Source organism: Nonomuraea wenchangensis, assembly GCF_900111685.1.
In the GTDB taxonomy this organism is placed as follows: Bacteria; Actinomycetota; Actinomycetes; order Streptosporangiales; family Streptosporangiaceae; genus Nonomuraea; species Nonomuraea wenchangensis.
Map to the genome: position 1 here is coordinate 20,715 of NZ_FOHX01000005.1, position 14,376 is coordinate 35,090.

At 71.5% G+C, this 14,376-nt stretch carries 12 protein-coding genes; 10 read left to right on the forward strand and 2 right to left on the reverse strand.

Annotated elements, in window-relative coordinates; all coding sequences use genetic code 11:
- Window positions 1–29: 29 nt before the first annotated feature.
- Together BMW85_RS15900 and BMW85_RS15905 are read left to right on the forward strand one after the other, a co-directional pair.
- Window positions 30–2,018, forward strand: coding sequence for a S9 family peptidase (locus BMW85_RS15900; RefSeq protein WP_091081989.1), 1,989 nt, complete (start codon window positions 30–32; stop codon window positions 2,016–2,018).
- Complete coding sequence (locus BMW85_RS15905) at window positions 2,018–2,806, forward strand: inositol monophosphatase family protein (RefSeq protein ID WP_091081991.1); 789 nt, start codon at window positions 2,018–2,020, stop codon at window positions 2,804–2,806. Before BMW85_RS15900 ends, BMW85_RS15905 begins: the two co-directional genes overlap by 1 nt.
- A 66-nt stretch (window positions 2,807–2,872) precedes the next feature.
- Here the strand turns inward: BMW85_RS15905 and BMW85_RS49600 are convergent, their stop codons facing one another.
- Window positions 2,873–3,037 carry a hypothetical protein gene (locus BMW85_RS49600; protein ID WP_177240709.1) on the reverse strand — a complete coding sequence of 55 codons (165 nt, stop codon included), beginning with the start codon at window positions 3,035–3,037 and terminating at the stop codon, window positions 2,873–2,875.
- 232 nt (window positions 3,038–3,269) lie between these two features.
- Between BMW85_RS49600 and BMW85_RS15910 the strand changes: the two genes are divergently transcribed.
- The 7 genes from BMW85_RS15910 (at window position 3,270) to BMW85_RS15940 (ending at window position 11,543) form a co-directional block, all read left to right on the forward strand.
- Window positions 3,270–3,923 carry a response regulator transcription factor gene (locus BMW85_RS15910; protein ID WP_091081992.1) on the forward strand — a complete coding sequence of 218 codons (654 nt, stop codon included), beginning with the start codon at window positions 3,270–3,272 and terminating at the stop codon, window positions 3,921–3,923.
- Between the two features lie 38 nt (window positions 3,924–3,961).
- Window positions 3,962–5,215, forward strand: coding sequence for a sensor histidine kinase (locus BMW85_RS15915; protein ID WP_091081994.1), 1,254 nt, complete (start codon window positions 3,962–3,964; stop codon window positions 5,213–5,215).
- A gap of 308 nt (window positions 5,216–5,523) precedes the next feature.
- Entirely contained in the window at window positions 5,524–5,823 is a 300-nt protein-coding gene (locus BMW85_RS15920) for a DUF4193 domain-containing protein (protein WP_020542847.1), read from the forward strand.
- A gap of 80 nt (window positions 5,824–5,903) precedes the next feature.
- Window positions 5,904–6,701 carry a hypothetical protein gene (locus tag BMW85_RS15925; protein WP_245774829.1) on the forward strand — a complete coding sequence of 266 codons (798 nt, stop codon included), beginning with the start codon at window positions 5,904–5,906 and terminating at the stop codon, window positions 6,699–6,701.
- A gap of 175 nt (window positions 6,702–6,876) precedes the next feature.
- A complete protein-coding gene (gene paaN / locus BMW85_RS15930; protein ID WP_091081997.1) occupies window positions 6,877–8,553 on the forward strand; it encodes a phenylacetic acid degradation protein PaaN in 1,677 nt (558 codons plus the stop codon).
- Window positions 8,550–10,088 carry an FAD-dependent monooxygenase gene (locus BMW85_RS15935; RefSeq protein ID WP_091081999.1) on the forward strand — a complete coding sequence of 513 codons (1,539 nt, stop codon included), beginning with the start codon at window positions 8,550–8,552 and terminating at the stop codon, window positions 10,086–10,088. Before paaN ends, BMW85_RS15935 begins: the two co-directional genes overlap by 4 nt.
- 21 nt (window positions 10,089–10,109) lie before the next feature.
- Window positions 10,110–11,543 carry an alpha,alpha-trehalose-phosphate synthase (UDP-forming) gene (locus BMW85_RS15940; RefSeq protein ID WP_091082001.1) on the forward strand — a complete coding sequence of 478 codons (1,434 nt, stop codon included), beginning with the start codon at window positions 10,110–10,112 and terminating at the stop codon, window positions 11,541–11,543.
- Here BMW85_RS15940 and BMW85_RS15945 read toward each other — a convergent pair.
- Window positions 11,476–11,760 (reverse strand): DUF4235 domain-containing protein, encoded by a 285-nt coding sequence (locus BMW85_RS15945; RefSeq protein ID WP_084685630.1) that lies wholly within the window; start codon window positions 11,758–11,760, stop codon window positions 11,476–11,478. The genes BMW85_RS15940 and BMW85_RS15945 overlap by 68 nt on opposite strands.
- A 108-nt stretch (window positions 11,761–11,868) precedes the next feature.
- On the opposite strand from BMW85_RS15945, the gene valS reads away from it, so the two are divergent.
- Window positions 11,869–14,349 carry a valine--tRNA ligase gene (gene valS / locus BMW85_RS15950; protein ID WP_091082002.1) on the forward strand — a complete coding sequence of 827 codons (2,481 nt, stop codon included), beginning with the start codon at window positions 11,869–11,871 and terminating at the stop codon, window positions 14,347–14,349.
- Window positions 14,350–14,376 lie beyond the last annotated feature (27 nt).

Below are 14,376 nucleotides of genomic sequence, written 5' to 3' on the forward strand. Positions count from 1 at the left end.
TGGTCCTCTCGCGAGGTAGGTTCGATCGAGTGAGCGCATTTAATGACATTCGCGACTATGTGGCCATCCCCCGTGTTCTCTCGGTCCAGCTCTCGCCCGACGGCTCCCGGCTCGTCTCCATCGTGCAGTCACTCAACCCTGACGGAAAGTCGTACGGCACCGCGCTCTGGGAGGTCCCCCTGGACGGCCCCGCGGGGGGCGAGCCCTTCCGCCTGACCCGCTCGGCCAAGGGCGAGTCGGCCGCCGTGTTCACCGACGCCGGCGACGTCCTGTTCACCTCCGCCCGCCCCGACCCCACCGTGAAGGACGCCGGCGAGGAGGTCCCCGCGCTCTGGCTGCTGCCGCGCGCGGGCGGCGAGGCCCGCCAGGTCGCCGCCAGGCCCGGCGGGATCGGCGCGGTGCGCACCGCCGGCGACGCGGTCGTCTTCGTCTCCGACGTGCTCGACGGCGAGGAGGCCGGCGACGCGGAGCGGCGCAAGGCCCGCAAGGACGCCGGGATCAGCGCGATCCTGCACGAGAGCGCGGCGGTCCGCTACTGGGACCACGACCTCGGCCCCGGCCGCCCCCGCCTGTTCGCCGCCCGGCTCGGCGCCGACCGGCTGGAGGACGTGCGCGAGCTCACTCCCGACGCCGGGAACGCGCTGCGCAACGCCGTCTTCGAGCTGACGCCCGACGGCGCCCGCGTGGTCACCACCTGGCGGGTGGAGCTGCCGCGCGGCGAGTTCCGTACGGACCTGGTGGTCATCGACCTGGCCACCGGCGAGCGGCGCACGCTGGTCACCGAGGAGGGCCAGGACTTCGAGGGCCCGCTCGCGATCTCCCCGGACGGCGCCCGCCTGGCCTGCTCGCGCAGCCGGTTCACCTCCATGGAGGTCTCGGCGAGGAGCGAGCTGTGGATCGCCGACCTCGCCACCGGCGAGGGCCGGGCGTACGCGACCGACCTGTTCCCCTCCGGCGTCGCCTGGGCGCCCGACTCCGCCTCCGTCTACGTCGTGGCCGACCACCAGGGCCGCCGCCCGGTCTTCCAGGTGCCGCTCGACGGCGAGGTCCGCAGGATCACCGCGGACGACGCCGCGTACGCGCAGCCGGACGTCACCGCCGACGGCCGCTTCCTGTACGTCGTGCGCAGCGCCGTCGACCTGGCCCCCGGCCCGGCCCGGATCGAGCTCGCCACCGGCGAGGTCACCGACCTGCCCTCGCCCGCGCCCCGCCCCGAGGTGCGCGGCACGCTCACCGAGGTCACCGCCACCGCCGACGACGGCCAGACCGTCCGCGGCTGGCTCGTGCTGCCCGAGGGCGCCTCCGCCGACGACCCGGCGCCGTTCCTGCTGTGGATCCACGGCGGCCCCGTGGCCTCCTGGAACGACTGGCAGTGGCGCTGGCAGTCGTGGATCATGGCCGAGCACGGTTACGCCGTGTTGCTCCCCGACCCGTGCCTGTCCACGGGTTACGGTCAGCACATGATCGATCGCGGCTGGGGTGACTGGGGCCCGCGCACCCAGGCCGACCTCGACGCCATCGTGGACGTCGTCCTGGCCAGGGACGACATCGACAGCGAGCGCATCGCCGCCATGGGCGGCTCGTTCGGCGGCTACATGGCCAACTGGCTGGCCGGGCACACCGACCGCTACCGCGCCATCGTCACCCACGCCTCGCTGTGGAACCTCGACCAGTTCGCCGGCACCACCGACGCCGCCCACTACTGGCAGCGGGAGTTCGGCGCGCCCGGCTCCGATCGCTACGACCGGCTGTCGCCGCACCGCTCCCTCGACAAGATCACCACCCCGATGCTCGTCATCCACGGCGACAAGGACTACCGGGTGCCGATCGGCGAGGGCCTGCGCCTGTGGTGGGACCTGCGCCGCAGCGAGGTCGACGCCAAGTTCCTGTACTTCCCCGACGAGAACCACTGGATACTCAAGCCAGGCAACGCCGTCGCCTGGTACGAGACCGTCCTCGCCTTCCTCGCCCAGCACGTGCTCGGCGAGGAGTGGAAGCGCCCGGACTCGGTGGCCTGATGACCGACTTCCTGACGCTCGCCGAGGACATCGCCCGCGAGGCCGGCGACATGCTGCTGGCCAAGCGGCCCACGATGTCCGCGGAGATCGAGACCAAGTCCAGCCCCACCGACGTGGTCACCGCCCTGGACACGGCGTCGGAGCTGCTCATCCGCGAGCGCATCGAGGCCGCCCGCCCGGGTGACCGCATCCTCGGCGAGGAGGGCGGAGAGGCGCCGGGCGAGTCGGACGTGCGCTGGATCGTCGATCCGATCGACGGCACCGTCAACTTCCTGTACGGCCTGCCCGACTGGGCGGTGTCGATCGCCGTCGAGGTCGGCGGCCGGGTGGTGGCCGGCGTGGTCAACGTGCCGACGCGCGGCGAGGTCTTCACCGCCGCGCTGGGCGAGGGCGCCTGGCTCGGCGGCGCGCGGCTGCGCTGCAACACCGGGGTGCCGCTGCCGCAGGCGCTGGTCGCGACCGGGTTCGGCTACTCCCAGGCCGGCCGGGCCGTGCAGGGCGAGGTGGTGGCGGAGGTGCTGCCGCGGGTGCGCGACATCAGGCGGGGCGGCTCGTGCGCCATCGACCTGTGCTCGGTCGCCGCGGGCCGGGTGGACGCCTACTACGAGCGGGGCATCAACCCCTGGGACTACGGCGCCGCCGGTCTGGTGGCGACCGAGTCGGGGGCGCGGCTCGGCGGGCTCAACGGCCGGCCGGTGAGCCCGGACTTCGCGATCTGCGCGGCTCCTGGGCTGTTCGAGGAGCTGCACGACCTGCTCGCGCCGCTGGACCCCGAGCGCGGGGCCTGACCGGCGGGGAGCCGTGAACGCGCGGACGGCCGGAGCGGAGCTCCGGCCGTCCGTCTTCTGTCAGTGTCAGCCGGGCAGGGCGATGCCGTGGTCGTCCGCCAGCCGGCGGAGGTCCTCGATCTCGGCGGTGAGCGTGTCGGCGAGGTATTCGTCGCCGGTGCTGCGGGCCTCCCGGAGGCCCCTGTAAGCCTGGTCGAGGCGGTGTTCGATCGTGGTGGTGAACTCGCCCATCTCACCTACTCTCTAGGGGTTCGTGCCGCGTAGGGCGATGTACGCCCATTGCAGGTCGATGTCCTGGCAAAGGGTGTCCCGCAGGCATACCCCGCGATGTCCCCCTCCGAAACATGAATTTCTCCGTGGTCCGCCTCACCTGTGGGTGGTCAACGCCTGAACATGCCTTACCGTGCGCTTATCGCCCCCGGGGGGACAATGAGGGGCCGGAGACGGAGAGAGGTGTTCCAGCGTGCGAGTGCTGGTGGTGGAGGACGAGCGGGTGCTCGCCGACGCGATCGCGACGGGCCTGCGCCGCGAGGCCATGGCCGTCGACGTCGCCTACGACGGCGGCGGCGCCCTCGAACGGACCTCCTACATCGACTACGACGTGATCGTCCTGGACCGGGACCTCCCGGTGGTGCACGGCGACGAGGTGTGCCGCCGGCTCGTGGAGCAGCGCTCCGCCTCGCGCATCCTCATGCTGACCGCCTCCGGCGACGTCGACGACAAGGTGGAGGGCCTCGGCCTCGGCGCCGACGACTACCTCGCCAAGCCGTTCGTCTTCATCGAGCTGGTCGCGCGGGTGCGCGCGCTCGGCCGCCGCTCGGCGCCCGCCCTGCCGCCCGTGCTGGAGCGGTCCGGGATCCGGCTCGACCCGGGCAAGCGCCTGGTGGAGCGCGACGGCAGGGAGGTCGTGCTGACCAAGAAGGAGTTCGCGGTCCTGGAGGAGCTGATGCGCGCCGAGGGCGCCGTCGTCAGCCAGGAGGACCTGCTCGACAAGGCGTGGGACGAGAACATCGACCCCTTCACCAACGTGGTCCGGGTGACCATGATGACGCTGCGGAAGAAACTGGGCGAGCCTCAGGTGATCGAGACTGTGCCCGGGGTTGGGTACAAACTGTGACTGAAGGGCCAGACCGTCAGGCGGAGCCGACGCATCCCATGATCAGCCCGCACTCGGCACGCAAGGCGACGCGGGTCCAGGAGGCCCCGCCGCCGCCGAGCGGCCCGCCGGCCTGGGACGGCCCGCCCCCTCCTGAGTACCCTCCCGTCCAGCGCACCACGATGGAGTGGATGCGGGCGCTGCCGGAAAAGGTGAGCATCCGCTGGCGGCTGACACTCACCTACGGCGCGCTCGTCTTCGTGGCCTCGGCCGTGCTGCTGTTCTCGGTCTACTCGATCGTCGCCCAGGCCATCGACCGCAACTGGCCCGCGCTGAGCTGGCCGACCCCCCGCGACGAGCTGATCTGGCGCGAGTCCAGGCAGGGCGCGGTCGCGGCGGCGCAGGACGCCCTGCTGCGCAGCAGCGTGATGGCGCTGGTCGGGGTGGGCATCCTGTCGCTCATCATCGGCTACTTCGTGGCTGACCGGGCGCTGCGGCCGGTGGCGCGGATGACGGCCACCGCCCGCCGGCTCTCGGAGAGCACGCTGGCCCACCAGCGCATCGCGCTGGAGGGCCCCAACGACGAGCTGAAGGAGCTGGCCGACACCTTCGACGCCATGCTCACCCGGCTCAACGTGGCCTTCGACACCCAGCGCAGATTCGTGGCGAACGCCTCTCATGAATTGCGCACTCCTCTCACCATCAACCGGACGGTCCTGGAGATCGCCCTGTCGGATCCGGAGGCTTCGGAAGACCTCAAAGCGCTCGGGCGCACGCTTCTGGAAGTGAACGCGCGTAACGAGAAGCTCATCGAGGGACTGCTGTTGCTGGCGCGCAGCGAACGCGAACTCGCGGTGCGCAAACCGCTCGACGTACGGGACGTCGCGCAGACCGCCGTGGAACAGCTCGCCTCGTTCGCCGGGGAACACGGCGTAACCGTCAGCACCGAACTGGTCAGCGCGCCTACCGTCGGCGATCCCGTGCTCCTGGAGCGTTGCGTGAGCAACCTGGTGGAGAACGCGGTGAAGTACAACATTCCCCAAAACGGAAAAGTATGGGTCCGGGCGGGAATGGTGGACGACGCCGTGGTTGTTCAGGTGGCCAACACGGGACAGCACGTCCCGGCGTACGAGGTGAACAGCCTGTTCGAGCCGTTCAGGAGGCTCCATGCGGACCGCGTGGACTCGGGCAAGGGAGCGGGTCTCGGGTTGTCCATCGTCCGTGCGGTGGTGCAGGCGCACGGCGGAAATGTGGCCGCCGTGCCGCGAGACGGCGGAGGGCTCGTGGTGACCATTCGACTGCCGAAGGGCTGACGTGTGATGCTCCGGGACGTTCGTCCGCGTGTTGATGCACGGGGGGCGTCTCGTTCGTGCCGCACATGTGGTTGGATGTGCCGTCGAACACGGTGGAGCATGACGCCAAGGCTGTGGGTTTCGCCATATTTGGCTAACCATTGCCGTCGGCAGCACGCCCTGGCGTGTCGGGAGGTTCGTGGTCCGTTCCCTCGGGGTACCGATGGGAAATCTCCCCGGCGGAACGGGCACAAGATGGGCCTCCCGGACGTTAGAAGACGCGCGACCGAGCGCGCCGACATATTGATGAGGGGGATGGAGTAAGCACAATGGCTACCGACTACGACAGCCCGCGCAAGACAGACGACGACCTGGGGGAGGACAGCCTCCAGGAGCTCCAGGCGCGGCGCACCGACAAGTCGTCCGGCAGCATCGACATCGACGAGACCGACCTGGCCGAGTCGCTGGAGCTGCCCGGCGCCGACCTGTCGAACGAAGAGCTCTCCCTGCGGGTCATCCCACGCCAGGCCGACGAGTTCACCTGCTCGCGGTGCTTCCTGGTGCACCACCGCAGCCAGCTGGCCTCGGAGAAGAACGGCCAGCAGGTCTGCCGGGAGTGCGCCGCCTGATCGCCGTGCCTCAGGGTACGAGAGCGGGACATCGAGCCGACGAACCCTGAAGGTCACGACCATGAGGACGGAGGCATCGCGTGGCCGTACCAGAGAAAGACCGTCGAGCAGGAGACGAGATCGCCGACCCCGAAAAGGAGGTCGGCGAGCTCGTGAGCAGGCTCACCGAGCCCGGTGAGCTGGAGCCGGCCGAGCGGCGCAGGCTGCTCGGCCGACTCGCCAAGGCGTTGTCCGCCGGGGCGAAGAAGGCCAAGGAGTCCGGCGCGGGGCGGGGCCGCTGGCTGGCCGACGTCTTCCTCAACGTCGCGCCGCGCATCCCCATCCGCGACCTGCACACCCTCTCCGAGCACCACCACGGCCTGACCGGCGAGCAACTGGCCGACGACCTGATCCGCACCGCCCAGAAGGCGACGATGACGGTCGGTGCCATCGGCGGAGCGCTCGCCGCGGCCCAGTTCGCCGCGCCGCCCCTCCTTCTCTCCGCGCCCGCGCAGCTCGTCGCCGAGACGATCGTCGTGGCCGCCATCGAGGTCAAACTGCTGGCCGAGCTGCACGAGGTCTACGGCGTGCGGGTGCACGGCACCGGCGCCCAGCGCGCGATCGCCTTCACGGCCGCCTGGGCCAGACAACGCGGGATCGACCCCCTCGCCCCCGCGTCCGTGTCGCTCGCCCTCGGCGCCGCCACCAAGACCGCCCTGCGCAACCGCCTCATGCGGACGCTGGGCCGGCACCTCACGACGTTCGGCCCGTTCCTCACCGGAGCCGTCGCCGGCGGCGCGCTCAACCGCATGGCGACCAAGAAGCTGGGCGAGGCCATCCGCGAGGACCTGCGCGGCAAGCTGCCGAGCGGCCCGCGCCGGGGCGAGCTGCCCACCTGATCCTCCTCCATCCCCTGTTCAAGCCCTCGAACGTCATCCTCACCAGCGCGCCGGCCACGTCCGTGGCCGGCGCGCGGCGTTCCGGGCGGACCTGTCCGATGGCGCTGTTTAACTGACCGAATGTTCGGTAACCACTTCACCGTCCGGCAGACTTCTGTCAAGAGGGTGAGCAAACATGTACGACCAGCACCGTGACACCCTGGAGCAGGCCAGGGCCGCCATCGCCGGGCGCGGCCACTGGAGCGCCTACCCCGAGTCGCCGAGCCCCCGCGTCCACGGCGAGGGGGCGGCCGAGCGGGGCAAGGCGGCGTTCGAGTCCTATCTGGGCAAGCCGTTCCCGCTGGAGCAGGCGGGCGGCACCGGGGCGTGGATCGGCGCGGAGCGCTCGCCGTACGGGATCGACCTCGGGGTCACCTACCCCGAGCCCATCGCCGAGGAGCTGATCGCGGCGGCCTCCGCCGCCCTGCCCGCCTGGCGCGACGCCGGGCCGGAGGCTCGCGCCCTCGTCTGCGCCGAGATCATCCAGCGGCTCCACCGGCGCAGCTTCGAGATCGCGCACGCGGTGCAGCACACCAGCGGGCAGCCGTTCGTCATGGCCTTCCAGGCCGGCGGGCCGCACGCGCAGGACCGCGCGCTGGAGGCGGTCGCGTACGGGCTGGAGGCCATGACCTCCTCGGCGGCGAGCGCCCGCTGGGAGAAGCCGGCCAAGGGCGAGCCGCTGGTCATGACCAAGCGCTTCACCGTCGTGCCCCGGGGCGTGGCCGTGGTGATCGGCTGCAACACCTTCCCCACCTGGAACGCCTATCCGGCGCTGTTCGCCTCGCTCGTCACCGGCAACCCGGTGATCGTCAAGCCGCATCCCCGGGCGATCCTGCCGCTCGCGATCACCGTGCTGGTGGCGCGCGAGGTGCTGGCCGAGGCCGGGTTCGACCCCGCGCTGGTGTCGCTGGCCGCCGAGGAGGGGCAGGGGCTGGCCGCCACCCTCGCCACCCACCCTCGCGTGCGGATCGTGGACTTCACCGGCTCCACCGAGTTCGGCGACTGGCTGGAGCGCAACGCCCGTCAGGCGCTCGTGCACACCGAGAAGGCCGGGGTCAACGCCGTCGTCGTCGACTCGACCGACTCCTGGCGCGGGATGCTCGCCAACCTCGCGTTCTCGCTGTCGCTCTACAGCGGGCAGATGTGCACCGCGCCGCAGAACATCTTCGTCCCGGCGGCCGGCGTCGAGACCGACGAGGGCCACAAGAGCTTCGAGGAGGTCGCGGAAGGGCTGGCCGCGGCCGTCGGCCGGCTGCTGGGGGACGACGCGCGGGCCGTCGAGCTGACCGGGGCGATCGTCAACCCCGACGTGCTCGCCCGCGTCGAGGGGGCGGGGGAGCTGGGCGAGGTGGTGCTGGCGTCGCGGGCGATCCGGCATCCGTCGTTCCCCGACGCGGTGGTGCGCACGCCCGCGATCGTCCGGGTGCACGCCTCCGCCGACGACGTCTACGGGCGCGAGCACTTCGGTCCCGTGTCGTTCCTCATCCCCACCGGCTCCACGGGGGAGAGCCTCGACCTGCTGCGGCGCACGGTGAAGGTCCGGGGCGCGCTCACCGCCTCCGTCTACTCCACCTCGCCGCGGGTGCTCGACGACGCCGAGCGGGCCGCGCTGGACGCGGGGGTCAACCTGTCGTGCAACCTGACGGGCGGCGTGTACGTCAACCAGTCGGCCGCCTTCAGCGACTACCACGGCACCGGCGCCAACCCGGCCGCCACCGCCTCGCTCACCGACCCCGGCTACGTCGCCGGCCGCTTCCACGTCGTCCAGTCCCGCCACCCCGTCCGCGAGGTCCTGGACGAGCTCCGCTCATGACCGGTGACGCGCAGGTCATCGTGGTCGGGGCCGGGCCCGTGGGGCTGACGGCGGCGTTGCTGCTGGCCCGGTGGGGGATCCGGACGCTGGTGCTGGACCGGCGGCCGGAGCGGGAGGCGGCCGGGTCACGCTCGATCTGCCAGCAGCGCGACGTGCTCGACATCTGGGCGGCCGTCGGCGCGGGGCGGATCGCCGAGGAGGGCGTGACCTGGACGACGGCCCGCACCTACTACCGCGACCGCGAGCTGCTGTCGTGCTCGTTCGAGCGGGAGGGGCCGCTGCCGCCGTTCGTGAACCTCTCGCAGGCCCGCACCGAGCAGATCCTGGACGAGGCCGCCGCCGCGCAGCCGCTCGTCGAGGTGCGCTGGAACCACGAGGTCACCGGGTTCACGCAGGACTCCTCCGGCGTCACCGTGCACTGCGGGCAGCGGCGGCTGCGGGCGTCGTACGCGCTGCTGTGCGCCGGGGCGCGGGCCGAGCCGCTGCGGCGGGCGCTCGGCGTGCGCTTCCGCGGCGAGACGTTCGACGACCAGTTCCTGATCTGCGACGTCAGGGCCGACCTGCCGGGCTGGGAGGACGAGCGGCGTTTCTACTTCGACCCCGTCTGGAACCCGGGCCGGCAGGTGCTCATCCATCCGTGCCCCGGGGGGACGTTCAGGATCGACTGGCAGATCGCGCCCGACCACGTCCCGACGCGGGAGGACATCGCGCGGAAGATCAGGTGGGTCGTCGGCGAGCGGCCCTACGAGCTGCTCTGGCACAGCACCTACCGTTTCCACCACCGGCTGGCCGACCGCATGCGCGCCGGGCGGGTGCTGCTGGCGGGCGACTGCGCGCACCTGCTGGCCCCGTTCGGGGCGCGCGGCCTCAACTCCGGCGTCCCCGACGCCGAGAACGCGGCCTGGAAGCTGGCGTTCGCGCTCAACGGGTGGGCAGGGCCGGAGCTGCTGGAGTCCTACCACGCCGAGCGGCACGCGGCGGCGCGCGAGAACATGGAGGTGACCGGCGCCACCATGCGCTTCCTCGCGCCGAGGAGCGTCGAGGAGCGGGTGCGCAGGCGGGCGGTGCTGGAGGGCGGGCTGGTGGACCAGGTGGACTCCGGCCGCTTCGCCGAGCCGTTCTGGTATGTCGACTCGCCCCTCACCACGCCGGAGCCGTCCCGCCCGTTCGCCGGCCGCGCGCCGGGCGGCCGTGCGTGCCCGCCCGCGCCTGGCGTGATCCTGCCCGACGCCCTCCTGGCGGACGGGCGATTGCGTGAGAGCTGCCGGGATGGTTTCCTCGTACTGCTGGGTGATATGTGCGATTCGAGTTTGTTTGTGCAGGTCTTGGGCAAGGTCACTACGGCGCCGCTCGCCGTACGCGGGCTCGTGGAGATGGACGGAACCGGCTCGCTCGCTGAGAGACTCGGCGCCGGGCCGGATGAGGCATGGCTCATCAGGCCGGATGCGCACATCGCCGCCATCATCCCTCATGCGGGTCCGGAGTCGGTGGCGGTCGCCGTGAGCCGCGCTCTCGGCGGTTCTACCGAAACTTGACCCCACAAGAGGAGGGACTGCGTGACTGGCCGGAGTTCGTTTCTGATCGTCGCCAACCGGTTGCCGGTGGACAGGACGATCGATCCCGACGGAACGGCCTCGTGGCGCAGGAGCCCCGGCGGGCTCGTCACCGCGATCGCGCCGGTGATGCAGCGCCGTCATGGAGCCTGGGCCGGCTGGCACGGGGCGCCGGACGAGAAGCTGGAGCCGTTCGAGCAGGACGGCATGAACCTGATCCCCGTGGCCCTGTCGGCCGAGGAGGTGGAGCTCTACTACGAGGGCTTCTCCAACGCCACCCTCTGGCCGCTCTACCACGACGCCGTCGCGCCGCCGGTCTACCACCGCTCGATGTGGGACGCCTACCGGACGGTCAACGAGCGGTTCGCGGCCGCCGCCGCCGAGATCGCAGAGGAGGGCGCGGTCGTCTGGGTGCAGGACTACCAGCTCCAGCTCGTGCCCTCCATGCTGCGCAAGCTCCGCCCCGACCTGCGGATCGGGTTCTTCCTGCACATCCCGTTCCCGCCGGTCGAGCTGTTCTGGCGGCTGCCGTGGCGCAAGGACCTCGTGGAGGGGCTGCTCGGCGCCGACCTGGTCGGCTTCCAGCTCCCGGGCGGTGCCTCCAACTTCCGGCGGCTGTGCCGCAGGCTGCTCGGGCTGCCGTACAAGGGGAACGAGATCTTCCTCGACGACCGCGTCGTGCGCACCCAGGCGTTCCCGATCTCGGTGGACTTCGGGCAGCTCGACTCGCTGGTGCGCGAGCCGCACATCGTGGCGCGGGCCAAGGAGATCAGGTCCGAGCTGGGCGAGCCCGAGCACGTGCTGCTCGGCGTGGACCGGCTCGACTACACCAAGGGCATCGGCCAGCGCCTGGAGGGCTTCGGCGAGCTGCTGAAGGACGGGCGGCTGCGCACCGGCGAGGCGGTGTTCGTGCAGATCGCCACCCCGAGCCGCGAACGGGTGGATGAATACCGCCGGCTGCGCGACGACATCGAGCTGCAGGTCGGGCGGATCAACGGCGAGCACGCCACGCTCGGCTACCAGCCGGTCTGGTATTTCCACCAGTCGTACAACCAGGAGGAGCTGGCCGCGCTCTATCTGGCGGCCGACGTCATGGTGGTCACCCCGCTGCGCGACGGCATGAACCTGGTGGCCAAGGAGTACATCTCCTGCCACCACGACCTCAACGGGGCGCTGGTGCTGAGCGAGTTCGCCGGGGCCGCCGACGAGCTGCGCCAGGCCTACTTGGTCAACCCGTACGACGTGGAGGACGTCAAGCGCCAGATGCTGGCCGCGATGCGGGCCACGCCGCACGAGCTGGCCCGGCGGATGCGCACGATGCGCCGCCGGGTCGCCACCTACGACGTGGACCGCTGGGCGAGTGAGTTTCTCACTGCCCTGGAGTCACCTGCTTCAGAGCCCGCCACGCGTCATAGCGCTTCCTGGCGGTCCGGTTGACCACGATTTGAGCCACGGACATGCCGACGCCCATGAGGACCGCGTAGCCGATCGCCTCGGCCAGGCTGACCTCCGGCGCCTCGGTGTCGACGGGCGGCTCCTTGCCGGTCGCCTTCACCCATACGAAGGTGAGCAGCTTGCGGGCCGCCCAACCCGTGGCCAGCCCCACGAGGCCGCCGATGATCCGCCAGGCAACGTCCGGCTTGTCATCCGCCATGCCGATCTCCTTCCCCATATGTAACGAACACTAGTCTGTACCGCTGGCGGGAGCCGCGAAGCCGTACCATAAGGTGGCATGACTGAACAGCGACTACGCCATGCTTCCATGCCCGAGAAACCCACTCTCGACGGCCTGGAGCAGGTATGGGTAGCCCGCTGGGACGCCGACGGCACCTACCGCTTCGACCGGTCCAAGCCGCGCGAGCAGGTCTACTCCATCGACACGCCGCCGCCGACCGTGTCCGGCTCCCTGCACGTCGGTCACGTCTTCTCCTTCACCCACACCGACATCATGGCCCGCTACCAGCGGATGATCGGCAAAGAGGTCTTCTACCCGATCGGCTGGGACGACAACGGCCTGCCCACGGAGCGGCGGGTCCAGCACGTCTACGGCGTGCGCTGCGACCCCTCGCTGCCCTACGACCCGGAGTTCGTTCCACCGGAGAAGCCCGGCAAACGCGAGATCCCGATCTCCCGCCGCAACTTCGTGGAGCTGTGCCACGAGCTGACCGCCGTCGACGAGCGGGCGTTCGAGGAGGTGTGGCGGCGGGTCGGCCTGTCGGTCGACTGGTCGCTGCTCTACACGACGATCAGCGACGAGGCGCGGGCCGTCTCCCAGCGGGCGTTCCTGCGCAACCTGCGGCGCGGTGAGGCCTACCTCGCCGAGGCGCCGACGCTCTGGGACGTCACCTTCCGCACCGCGGTGGCCCAGGCCGAGCTGGAGGACCGCGAGCACCCCGGCGCCTTCCACCGCGTCTCCTTCTACGGCGAGCAGGGGCCGGTCTGGATCGAGACGACCAGGCCGGAGCTGATCCCGGCGTGCGTGGCGCTGGTCGCGCACCCCGACGACGAGCGCTACCGCGCGCTGGTCGGCACCACCGTGCTGACGCCGCTGTTCGGGGTCGAGGTGCCGGTGCTCGCCCACCACCTGGCCGAGCCGGACAAGGGCTCGGGCATCGCGATGATCTGCACCTTCGGCGACATCACCGACGTCACCTGGTGGCGGGAGCTGCGCCTGCCCACCCGGCCGGTCATCGGCTGGGACGGCCGGCTGCTGCCCGAGCCGCCCGAGGGCGTGGACGCGGAGCCGTACAAAGAGCTGGCGGGCAAGACCGTGCACAGCGCCCGCGAGCGCATCGTGGAGCTGCTGCGCGCCTCCGGCGACCTCGACGGCGAGCCCCGTCCGGTCAGCCGGCCGGTGAAGTTCTACGAGCGCGGCGACAAGCCGCTGGAGATCGTCACCACCCGCCAGTGGTACATCCGCAACGGCGGCCGCGACGAGGAGCTGCGCGAGCGGCTGCTGCGGCGCGGTGGCGAGCTGCGCTGGCACCCGCCGCACATGAAGGTGCGCTACGACAACTGGGTCGAAGGGCTCACCGGCGACTGGCTGATCTCCCGCCAGCGCTTCTTCGGCGTGCCCTTCCCGGTCTGGTATCCCGTCGACGAGGCGGGGCAGCCGGTCCACGACGCGCCCATCCTGCCCGCCGAGGACACGCTGCCGGTCGACCCGTCCAGTGACGTGCCGCCCGGCTACAGCGAGGAGCAGCGCGGCGTGCCCGGCGGGTTCATGGCCGACCCCGACGTCATGGACACCTGGGCGACCTCGTCCCTGACGCCGCAGATCGCCGGGCGCTGGGAGCGCGACGACGACCTGTTCCAGCGGGTCTACCCGGCCGACCTGCGGCCCCAGTCGCACGAGATCATCCGCACCTGGCTGTTCTCGACGGTGGCGCGCTCCCACCTGGAGTCCGACCGGCTGCCGTGGAGCGACGTCGCGATCTCGGGGTGGATCCTCGACCCCGACCGCAAGAAGATGTCGAAGTCCAAGGGCAACGTCGTCACCCCGCTCGACCTGCTGGAGCAGCACGGCTCCGACGCGGTGCGCTACTGGGCGGCCGGCGGGCGCTACGGCGTCGACTTCGCCTTCGAGCCGGGGCAGCTCAAGATCGGCCGGCGGCTCGCCATCAAGATCCTCAACGCCTCCCGGTTCGTGCTCGGCCTGGCCGGGGACGGCGGGGAGGTGAGCGAGCCGCTCGACCGGTCCATGCTGGCGGCGCTGGCCGGCGTGGTGCGCGAGGCCACCGACGCGTTCGACGCCTACGAGCACAGCCGGGCGCTGGAGAGCGTGGAGCGCTTCTTCTGGGCGTTCTGCGACGACTACCTGGAGCTGGTCAAGGCCCGCGCCTACGAGGAGAGCGGGCCAGGGGCGGCCTCGGCGCACGCGGCGCTGCGGCAGGCGCTGGACGTGCTGCTGCGGCTGTTCGCGCCGTTCCTGCCGTTCGTGACCGAGGAGGTCTGGTCGTGGTGGCGGGAGGGCTCGGTGCACCGCGCGCCGTGGCCCGCCGCCGAGCCCGGCGACGGCAACCCGGCGGTGCTGGCCGTGGCCTCCGAGGTGCTCGGGCGGGTGCGCAAGGCCAAGTCCGAGGCCAAGCTGTCGATGCGGGCCGAGGTGGCGCGGCTGACCGTGACCGGGCCCGAGGCGGAGCTGGTGCGGCAGGCGCAGGACGACCTGTGCGCGGCCGGCAACGTCGAGGAGTTCGTGCTCGGCGACGGCGACGAGCTCGCCGTCGAGGTCCACCTGGGCTGACCGGGAGGTCGTGGCAGGAGGGGCCGC